General features: G+C 69.4%; 8 protein-coding genes. 7 read left to right on the forward strand and 1 reads right to left on the reverse strand.

Annotated features, from left to right (window positions below; genetic code table 11):
- The 7 genes from AC1D12_RS17495 to AC1D12_RS17525 form a co-directional block, all read left to right on the forward strand.
- A partial coding sequence (locus AC1D12_RS17495) for a DUF1028 domain-containing protein (protein WP_477841836.1) occupies positions 1-293 on the forward strand: 293 nt, incomplete at its 5' end.
- Positions 290-1261 carry an ABC transporter ATP-binding protein gene (locus AC1D12_RS17500; protein WP_477841838.1) on the forward strand — a complete coding sequence of 324 codons (972 nt, stop codon included), beginning with the start codon at positions 290-292 and terminating at the stop codon, positions 1259-1261. The genes AC1D12_RS17495 and AC1D12_RS17500, both read left to right, overlap by 4 nt.
- Positions 1262-1269: 8 nt before the next feature.
- Entirely contained in the window at positions 1270-2337 is a 1068-nt protein-coding gene (locus tag AC1D12_RS17505) for an ABC transporter ATP-binding protein (protein WP_465110562.1), read from the forward strand.
- Positions 2338-2356: 19 nt separating this feature from the next.
- A complete protein-coding gene (locus AC1D12_RS17510; RefSeq protein WP_477841840.1) occupies positions 2357-3871 on the forward strand; it encodes an ABC transporter substrate-binding protein in 1515 nt (504 codons plus the stop codon).
- A 7-nt stretch (positions 3872-3878) separates the two neighbouring features.
- A complete protein-coding gene (locus tag AC1D12_RS17515; protein ID WP_047507078.1) occupies positions 3879-4820 on the forward strand; it encodes an ABC transporter permease in 942 nt (313 codons plus the stop codon).
- A gap of 2 nt (positions 4821-4822) precedes the next feature.
- Positions 4823-5713 (forward strand): ABC transporter permease, encoded by an 891-nt coding sequence (locus AC1D12_RS17520; RefSeq protein ID WP_477841842.1) that lies wholly within the window; start codon positions 4823-4825, stop codon positions 5711-5713.
- Between the two features lie 33 nt (positions 5714-5746).
- Positions 5747-7354 carry a gamma-glutamyltransferase family protein gene (locus AC1D12_RS17525; protein ID WP_477825901.1) on the forward strand — a complete coding sequence of 536 codons (1608 nt, stop codon included), beginning with the start codon at positions 5747-5749 and terminating at the stop codon, positions 7352-7354.
- A 7-nt stretch (positions 7355-7361) separates the two neighbouring features.
- Here AC1D12_RS17525 and AC1D12_RS17530 read toward each other — a convergent pair.
- On the reverse strand, positions 7362-8150 hold a 789-nt coding region (locus tag AC1D12_RS17530; RefSeq protein WP_477841844.1), incomplete at its 5' end, for a HipA domain-containing protein.

The following is an 8150-nucleotide window of genomic DNA, read 5'->3' on the forward strand; positions in this document are numbered from 1 at the left end:
TGCTGGTGGCGATGCAGGCCGGCGAGGCGGCCGGCGGCGACAAGCGCGGCAAGCAGGCCGCCGCGCTGCGCCTGCACGCCGACGAAGACCACCCGCAGCTCGACCTGCGTGTCGACGACCATGCCGAGCCGCTCGCCGAGCTGCAGCGCATCTACCGCAAGAGCCTGGAACGCTACCAGCCGTTCATCGCCTGCCTGGCCGGCCGCCACGACCCGGTCGGGCTGACCGACCGCGCCGCGATCGAGGCCCGCATCGAGCGCTTCCAGGCGGCGCTGAAGGACCACGCACCATGACCGCGCTGCTCGAGGTGCGCCAGCTGCGCACGCTCTTCAAGACCGACGACGGCGAGTTCGCCGCGGTCGACGGCGTCAGCTTCGAGGTGCAGGCCGGCCGCACGCTGGCGATCGTCGGCGAATCGGGCTGTGGCAAGAGCGTGACCTCGCTGTCGATCATGGGCCTGGTGCCGTCGCCGCCGGGGCGCATCGACAGCGGCTCGATCCGCTTCGAGGGCCGCGAGCTGGTCGGTGCGCCGGCGCAGGCACTGCAGGACCTGCGCGGCAACGGCATGGCGATGATCTTCCAGGAGCCGATGTCGTCGCTGAACCCGGTCTTCACGATCGGCGAGCAGATCGTCGAGGGCCTGCTGCGCCATCGCCGCATCGGCCGCGCCGAGGCCCGMGAACAGGCGCTGGCGATGCTGCGCAAGGTGCGCATCCCGGCGCCGGAGCAGCGCTTCGACGAGCATCCGCACCAGCTTTCGGGCGGCATGCGCCAGCGCGCGATGATCGCGATGGCGCTGGCCTGCGAGCCGCGGCTCTTGATCGCCGACGAGCCGACCACCGCGCTCGACGTGACGATCCAGGCGCAGATCCTCGCGCTGATGCGCACGCTGCAGCAGGAGACCGGCACCGCCGTCATCCTGATCACGCACGACCTCGGCGTSGTGGCCRAKGTSGCCGACGAGGTGGTCGTGATGTATGCCGGGCGCATCGTCGAACGCGCGCCGGTGCAGGCGCTGTTCGAATCGCCGCAGCACCCGTACACGATCGGCCTGCTCGGCGCGGTGCCGCGCCTCGACGGCGAGCGCACGCGGCTCGCGTCGATCGACGGCCAGGTGCCGAGCCCGCTGCGCCGCCCGCCCGGCTGCAGCTTCGCCGAGCGCTGCCCGTTCGCCGAGCCGCGCTGCCGCGAAGCCGCGCCCGAGTTGTATGAGCTGGCGCCGCGCCATGAGGCGGCGTGCTGGCGGGCGCCCCTTCCATGAGTGACGCCATGAGTGACCCCGTGAACGATGTGCTGTTGAACGTCGAGGGCCTGGTCAAGCACTTCCCGGTGCGCCGCGGGCTGTTCGGCCGCGCGAAGGGCGCGGTGCGCGCGGTCGACGGCATCGACCTCGCGATCGCGCGCGGCGAAACGCTCGGCGTGGTCGGCGAATCCGGCTGCGGCAAGTCGACGCTCGGCCGGCTGGTGCTGCGGCTGATCGAGCCGAGCGCCGGCCGCGTGCGCTTCGACGGGCAGGATCTCGGCGCGCTCGATGCCGCCGCATTGCGCGCCCAGCGCCGTGCGATGCAGATCATCTTCCAGGACCCGTTCTCGTCGCTGAACCCGCGCATGACGGTCGGCCAGACGCTTACCGAGCCGCTGATGCTGCACGGCCTGCACACCGGCCGGCATCGCGAGCGCGTGGCCGAGCTGTTGCACACCGTGGGCCTGGCGCCCGAGCATGCGCAGCGCTTTCCGCACGAGTTCTCTGGCGGGCAACGCCAGCGCATCGGCATCGCGCGGGCATTGGCGGTCGAGCCGAAGCTGATCGTCTGCGACGAGGCGGTGTCGGCGCTCGATGTCTCGGTGCAGGCGCAGGTGGTGAACCTGCTGCAGGACCTGCAGCAGCGCTTCGGCATCGCCTACCTCTTCATCGCGCACGACCTGGCGGTGGTCAAGCACATCGCGACGCGCGTCGCGGTGATGTACCTCGGCCGCGTCGTCGAGCTGGCCGACAAGCGCACGCTGTTCGCGGCGCCGCGCCACCCGTACACGCAGGCGCTGCTGTCGGCGATTCCGGTGCCCGAACCTGGCCTGCAGCGCCAGCGCGTGCTGCTGGCCGGCGACGTGCCGAGCCCGGTCAACCCGCCGGGCGGCTGCCACTTCCACACGCGCTGCGTGCATGCGCGCGAGCGTTGCGCGCAACAGGCGCCTGCCCTGGAGCTGCACGACGGCCAGGCGGTCGCGTGCCACTTCTGGCGCGAGCTGCCCGCGCCTGCGCCGTTGAAGCCCGCGGCCGCCATCACGCCGGCCGGCATCCGCCTCGCGCGCCTGCAGGCCGCCTTCATTCATCCTTGATCAGTTCCTGGAGTTCACGATGACGTATCCGATGACCCGATGGATCCCCGCGCTGCTGCTGGCGTCTGCGCCGCTGCTCGCTGCAGCGCAGACGCTGCGCGTCGGCCTGGCCGAAGACCCCGACGTGCTCGACCCCTCGCTCTCGCGCAGCTTCGTCGGCCGCGTCGTGTTCAGCGCGCTGTGCGACAAGCTGTTCGATGTCGACGAGAAGCTCGCGATCCAGCCGCAGCTGGCCACCGGCTATGAGTGGTCGGCCGACAGCAGGACGCTGACGCTGAAGCTGCGCCCGGGGGTCACCTTCCACGACGGCGAGAAGTTCGACGCCGCGGCCGTCAAGTTCAACATCGAGCGCCACAAGACGCTGCCCGGCTCGAACCGCCGCGGCGAGCTGGCGCCGGTGGCCACCGTTGACGTGGTGGACCCGCTGACGGTGAAGCTGAACCTGTCGGCACCGTTCTCGCCGCTGCTCGCGCAGTTGGCCGACCGCGCCGGCATGATGGTCTCGCCGAAGGCAGCGCAGGCGGCCGGCGACAAGTTCGGCACGAAGCCGGTGTGCGCGGGGCCGTTCAGGTTCGTCGAGCGCGTCGCGCAGGACCGCATGGTGTTCGAGCGCTACCCGCAATACTGGAACAAGGACGCGATCCACTTCGACAAGATCGTCTACACGCCGATCCCCGACGCGACGGTGCGGCTGGCCAACCTGAAATCCGGCCAGCTCGATTTCATCGAGCGCGTCGCCTCCAGCGACATGGAGAAGCTGCAGTCCGACAAGAAGCTGAAGACCTCGCGCATCACCGAGATCGGCTACCAGGGCATCACGATCAACCTTGCGAAGAGCGACAAGGCGAAGCAGAACCCGCTGGGCCGCGACGCCCGCGTGCGCGAGGCGTTCGAGCTCTCGCTCGACCGCCAGGGCATCGCGCAGGTGGTGATGGACAACGAGGCGACGGTCGGCAACCAGTGGGTCGCGCCGGCCAATGCCTGGTACGCGAAGAACGTGCCGGTGCCCAAGCGCGACATCCCGCGCGCCAAGGCATTGCTGAAGGAAGCCGGCATTCCGAACCCGAGCTTCACGCTGGTGGCGCCGACCACGTCGGACGCGCAGCGCCTGGCGCTGGTGGTGCAGGCGATGACGCGCGAGGCCGGCTTCGACGTGAAGATCCAGGCCGCCGAGTTCGCGACCTCGCTGAACATGGCCGACAAGGGCGACTTCGAGGCGCTGGTGCTGGCGTGGAGCGGCCGTGCCGATCCGGACGGCAACCTGTTCAGCTTCCACGGCTGCAAGCAGCCGCTGAACTACGCCGGGTATTGCGATGCCGAGACCGATGCGCTGCTGACCCGCTCGCGCGAATTGCGCGACCCCGCCGAGCGCAAGAAGGTGTTCGAGCAGGTCGCCGCGCGCGTGCTGAAGGAGCGGCCGATCGTCTACCTGTACCACCGCAACTGGCTGTGGGCCTACAACGCGAAGCTCGGCGGCGTGCGCAACGTGCCCGACGGCCTGCTGCGCGTGAGCGGCCTGAAGCTCACGCCTTGATCCGCTGATGTTCGAGTACCTCGTCAAGCGCGTCGCGACGCTGCTGCCGACGCTGCTGTTCGTCTCGATGCTGATCTTCGGGTTGCAGCAGCTGCTGCCCGGCGACCCGGCCAAGATCCTGGCCGGCGAAGACCAGGATCCGCAAGTGGTGGCCTACCTGCGCGCCAAGCTGCACCTCGACGAGCCGCTGCCGCTGCGCTATGCCCGCTGGGTCGGCGGCGTGCTGCAGGGCGACCTCGGCGAATCGGTGCGCAACCAGCAGCCGGTGCTCGAGCTGATCCTGCAGAAGCTGCCGGTGACGGTGGAGCTCGCGCTGCTGGCGATGGCGATCGCGCTGGCAATCGGCATCCCGTCGGGCATCGTCTCGGCGGTGGGGCGCGGCACGGCCTGGGACTGGGCGGCCAACGCGTTCGCGCTGTGGGGCATCTCGACGCCGAACTTCTGGCTCGGCATCCTGATGATCCTGCTGTTCTCGGTGCAGCTCGGCTGGCTGCCGGCCTCGGGCTACGTGAGCCCGTTCGAGGACCTGGGCGCGAACCTGGCCGCGATGATCATGCCGGCCTTCGTGCTCGGCAACGCGATCGCCGCGGTGCTGATGCGCCACACGCGCAGCGCGATGCTGCAGGTGATGTCGGCCGACTACGTGCGCACCGCGCGCGCCAAGGGCCTGAGCGAGCGCACCGTGGTGCTGAAGCATGCGCTGCGCAATGCGCTGACGCCGATCATCACGCTGGGCGCGCTGGAGCTGGGCACGCTGCTGTCGGGCGCGGTGCTCACCGAGCAGGTGTTCACGATCCCCGGTTTCGGCAAGCTGGTGGTGGATGCGGTGTTCAACCGCGACTACGCAGTGGTGCAGGGCGTGGTGCTCGTCACCGCCAGCACCTACATGCTGCTCAACCTGCTGGCCGACTTGGCCTACTTTGCGGTCAACCCGCGACTGAGGCGCTGACGATGGTTGCCGTGCTTCCTGTTGTCCACACCACGACCCCCGCCCCGCGCTCCGAGGCCGGCCCGTGGCGCCGCGCCTGGCGCCGGCTGAAGCGCCGCCGTGGCGCGCTGCTCGGCCTCGCGGTCGTGCTGCTCTTCATCGCGATGGCGCTGTTCGCGCCGTGGTTCGGCCTGCAGGATCCGGTGGCCACCAGCTGGAGCGCGATCCGCAAGGCGCCGAGCGCCGAGCACTGGTTCGGCACCGACGAGATCGGCCGCGACGTGCTGTCGCGCGTGGTGTGGGGCACGCGCGCGTCGCTGCTCGCCGGGCTGGTGTCGGTGAGCATCTCGCTGCTGCTGGGCGTGCCGATCGGGCTGGCGGCGGGCTTCCTCGGTGGCTTCGCCGACGCGCTGATCTCGCGCATCACCGATGCCTTCCTGGCCTGCCCGTTCCTGATCCTGGCGATCGCGCTGGCGGCCTTCCTCGGGCCGAGCCTCTCCAACGCGATGATCGCGATCGGCGTGTCGGCCACGCCGATCTTCGTGCGGCTCGCGCGGGCGCAGGTGCTGAACGTGAAGGTCGAGGACTACATCGAGGCGGCGCGCGCGGTCGGCAACCCGCCGCTGCGCATCGCGCTGCGGCATGTGCTGCCCAACATCACGCCGCCGGTGATCGTGCAGGCGACGCTGGCGATCGCGTCGGCGGTGATCGCCGAGGCGAGCCTGTCGTTCCTCGGGCTCGGGCAACAGCCGCCGGCGCCGAGCTGGGGCAGTATGCTGAATACGGCGAAGAACTATGTCGACTCAGCACCGTGGATGGCGATCTGGCCGGGCGTGTCGATCTTCCTGCTGGTGCTGTCCTTCAACCTGCYCGGCGACGGGCTGCGCGATGCGCTGGATCCGCGGCAACGTTGAGCATTTCCCGGATTGGCTTCCGGGCTACACACCATGAACTTCGACTGGACCAACCCCTATCCCACCATCCGCAGCCCGCTGATGGCCCGCAACGTCGTCGCGACCTCGCAGGCGCTGGCTTCGCAGGCCGGGCTGCGCATGCTGCTGAAAGGCGGCAACGCGGTCGATGCGGCGATTGCCGCGGCGGCGGCGCTGACCATCGTCGAGCCGGTGTCGAACGGCCTCGGCAGCGACAACTTCGCGATCCTGTGGGACGGCAAGGAACTGCACGGCCTCAATTCGTCGGGCGTTGCGCCGACGGCGTGGAACCCTGAGTACTTCCGCCGCAAGCATGGCGACAAGATGCCGATGCGCGGCTGGGACACGGTGACCACCCCCGGCGCGGTGGCGGGCTGGGTGGCGTTGTCCGAGCGCTTCGGCAAGCTGCCGTTCGCCGACCTGCTGGAGCCGGCCATCGAGCTGGCCGAGCGCGGCCATGGGGTCGGGCGCATCGTCTCGGACAAGTGGGGCCGCCAGGTACCGGGCCTGAAAGACCAGCCCGGCTACGCCGAGGCCTTCATGCCGCGCGGGCGCGCACCGGAGCCCGGCGAGCGCTTCGTGTTCGCGGCGGCCGGTGCGACGCTGCGGCAGATTGCGCTGACGAAGGGCGAGGCCTTCTACCGCGGCGAGATTGCCGAGAAGCTGGTGGCGCATGCGAAGGCGAACGGCGGCAGCATGGCGCTGGTCGACCTCGCGAACTTCCGGCCCGAGTGGGTGACGACCATCCGCCAGGATTTCGCCGGCCACACGGTGCACGAGATCCCGCCGAACGGGCAGGGCATTGCCGCGCTGATGGCGCTGGGGATGCTGGAGCGGCTCGACCTCGCCCGGTACCCGGTCGACAGTGTCGAATCGCAGCACCTGCAGATCGAGGCGATGAAGCTCGCGTTCGCCGACACCTACCGCTGGGTCGCCGACGCGCGCTCGATGACCGAGGTGACGGCCGAGGATCTGCTGAGCGACGGCTACCTGCGCGAACGCGCGAAGCTGATCGACCCGAAGCGTGCCGGCGACCCGGCACACGGCACGCCGCCGAAGGGCGGCACCATCTACCTGAGCGCGGCCGACGAGCGCGGGATGATGATCAGCCTGATCCAGTCCAACTACATGGGCTTCGGCAGCGGCGTGGTGGTGCCGGGCACCGGCGTCAGTTTGCAGAACCGCGGTCACGGCTTCACGCTGGACGAGAAGCATCCGAACGTCGTGGCACCGGGCAAGCGGCCGTTCCACACCATCATCCCCGGCTTCCTGACGCGCGACGGCCAACCGCAGATGAGCTTCGGCGTGATGGGCGGCAACATGCAGCCGCAAGGCCACCTGCAGACGCTGGTGCGCATGCTGGTGCACCGCCAGCAGCCGCAGGCGGCCTGCGATGCGCCGCGCTGGAAGGTGGGCAGCGGGCGGGCGGTGGATTTCGAATCGACGATGGCACCGGCGCTGGTCGACGGGCTGAAGGCACTCGGCCACCGCTTCGAGCCGACGCCCGACGCGTACATGGACTACGGCAGCGGGCAGTTCATCTGGAAGCTGAGCGATGACCAGGAAGACGGCTACGTCGCGGCCAGTGATTCGCGGCGTGACGGGCAGGCGGCGGGGTACTGAGCGAGGGTCATGCGCGCCGGGGCGTGATGCGCTTCAGCATGTCGTTCACCACGATGTGCCGGATCGCGCGCAGCACCAACCCTTCCTGGGCGCGATCGGCCGCAGTGAGCTTCGGCATCGCCGCGTTCTCGGCGTCGACTTCGGCGAGCAGGGCATCGAGTTCGACGGGCAGCAGCTTCACCATCCTGTCGATCATCCGATCGCAGGCGATCACGGGCATGCCCAACGCATCGCCGGCCGCGTGAAGTGCCTTGCRGTCAACGTCGCCGAACATCGAGCACTGGTTCATCGAATACATCAGCGGCACCGACGGCCAGATCGCTCGCTCATCGGCGAGCGCCTTCACGTGATACACGCAAGTCGACAGCAGGTCGTAGTGGTCCGCCATCGCGACGCCCTCGGGGCTCACCGAGTACGACAGGTTCTTCAGGTGGTTGTCGTCGTTGCCGATCAGGACGTTGAACAGCAGCCAGTTGAACATTCGCGGTGCCGCGGCGATGCGGTTGGTGCAGGCCCCGACCGCTTCGGCCAGGGATTCGAGCGATGCGGATGATTGCTTGAACTGCCGGGACTTGTTGAGCAACTGGCAGGTGTCGATGATGTGGCTGCGCTGCGTGCGCCCCTGGGCATCGAGGTATCTGTCGAAGCGCTGGACGAGGTACACCGGCTCGGGCGTGTAGAAGCGATGCACGGCAGGGACCGGCAGGYCCACGCGGTCGGCCAGGCGCATCACGACGTACTCGTTGATGACCGAGGCCGCGTAGTCCGCGCTCGGGTGGCTGGGCTTCAGGATGTG

It is taken from the genome of Rhizobacter sp. P1_G5 (assembly GCF_056405435.1).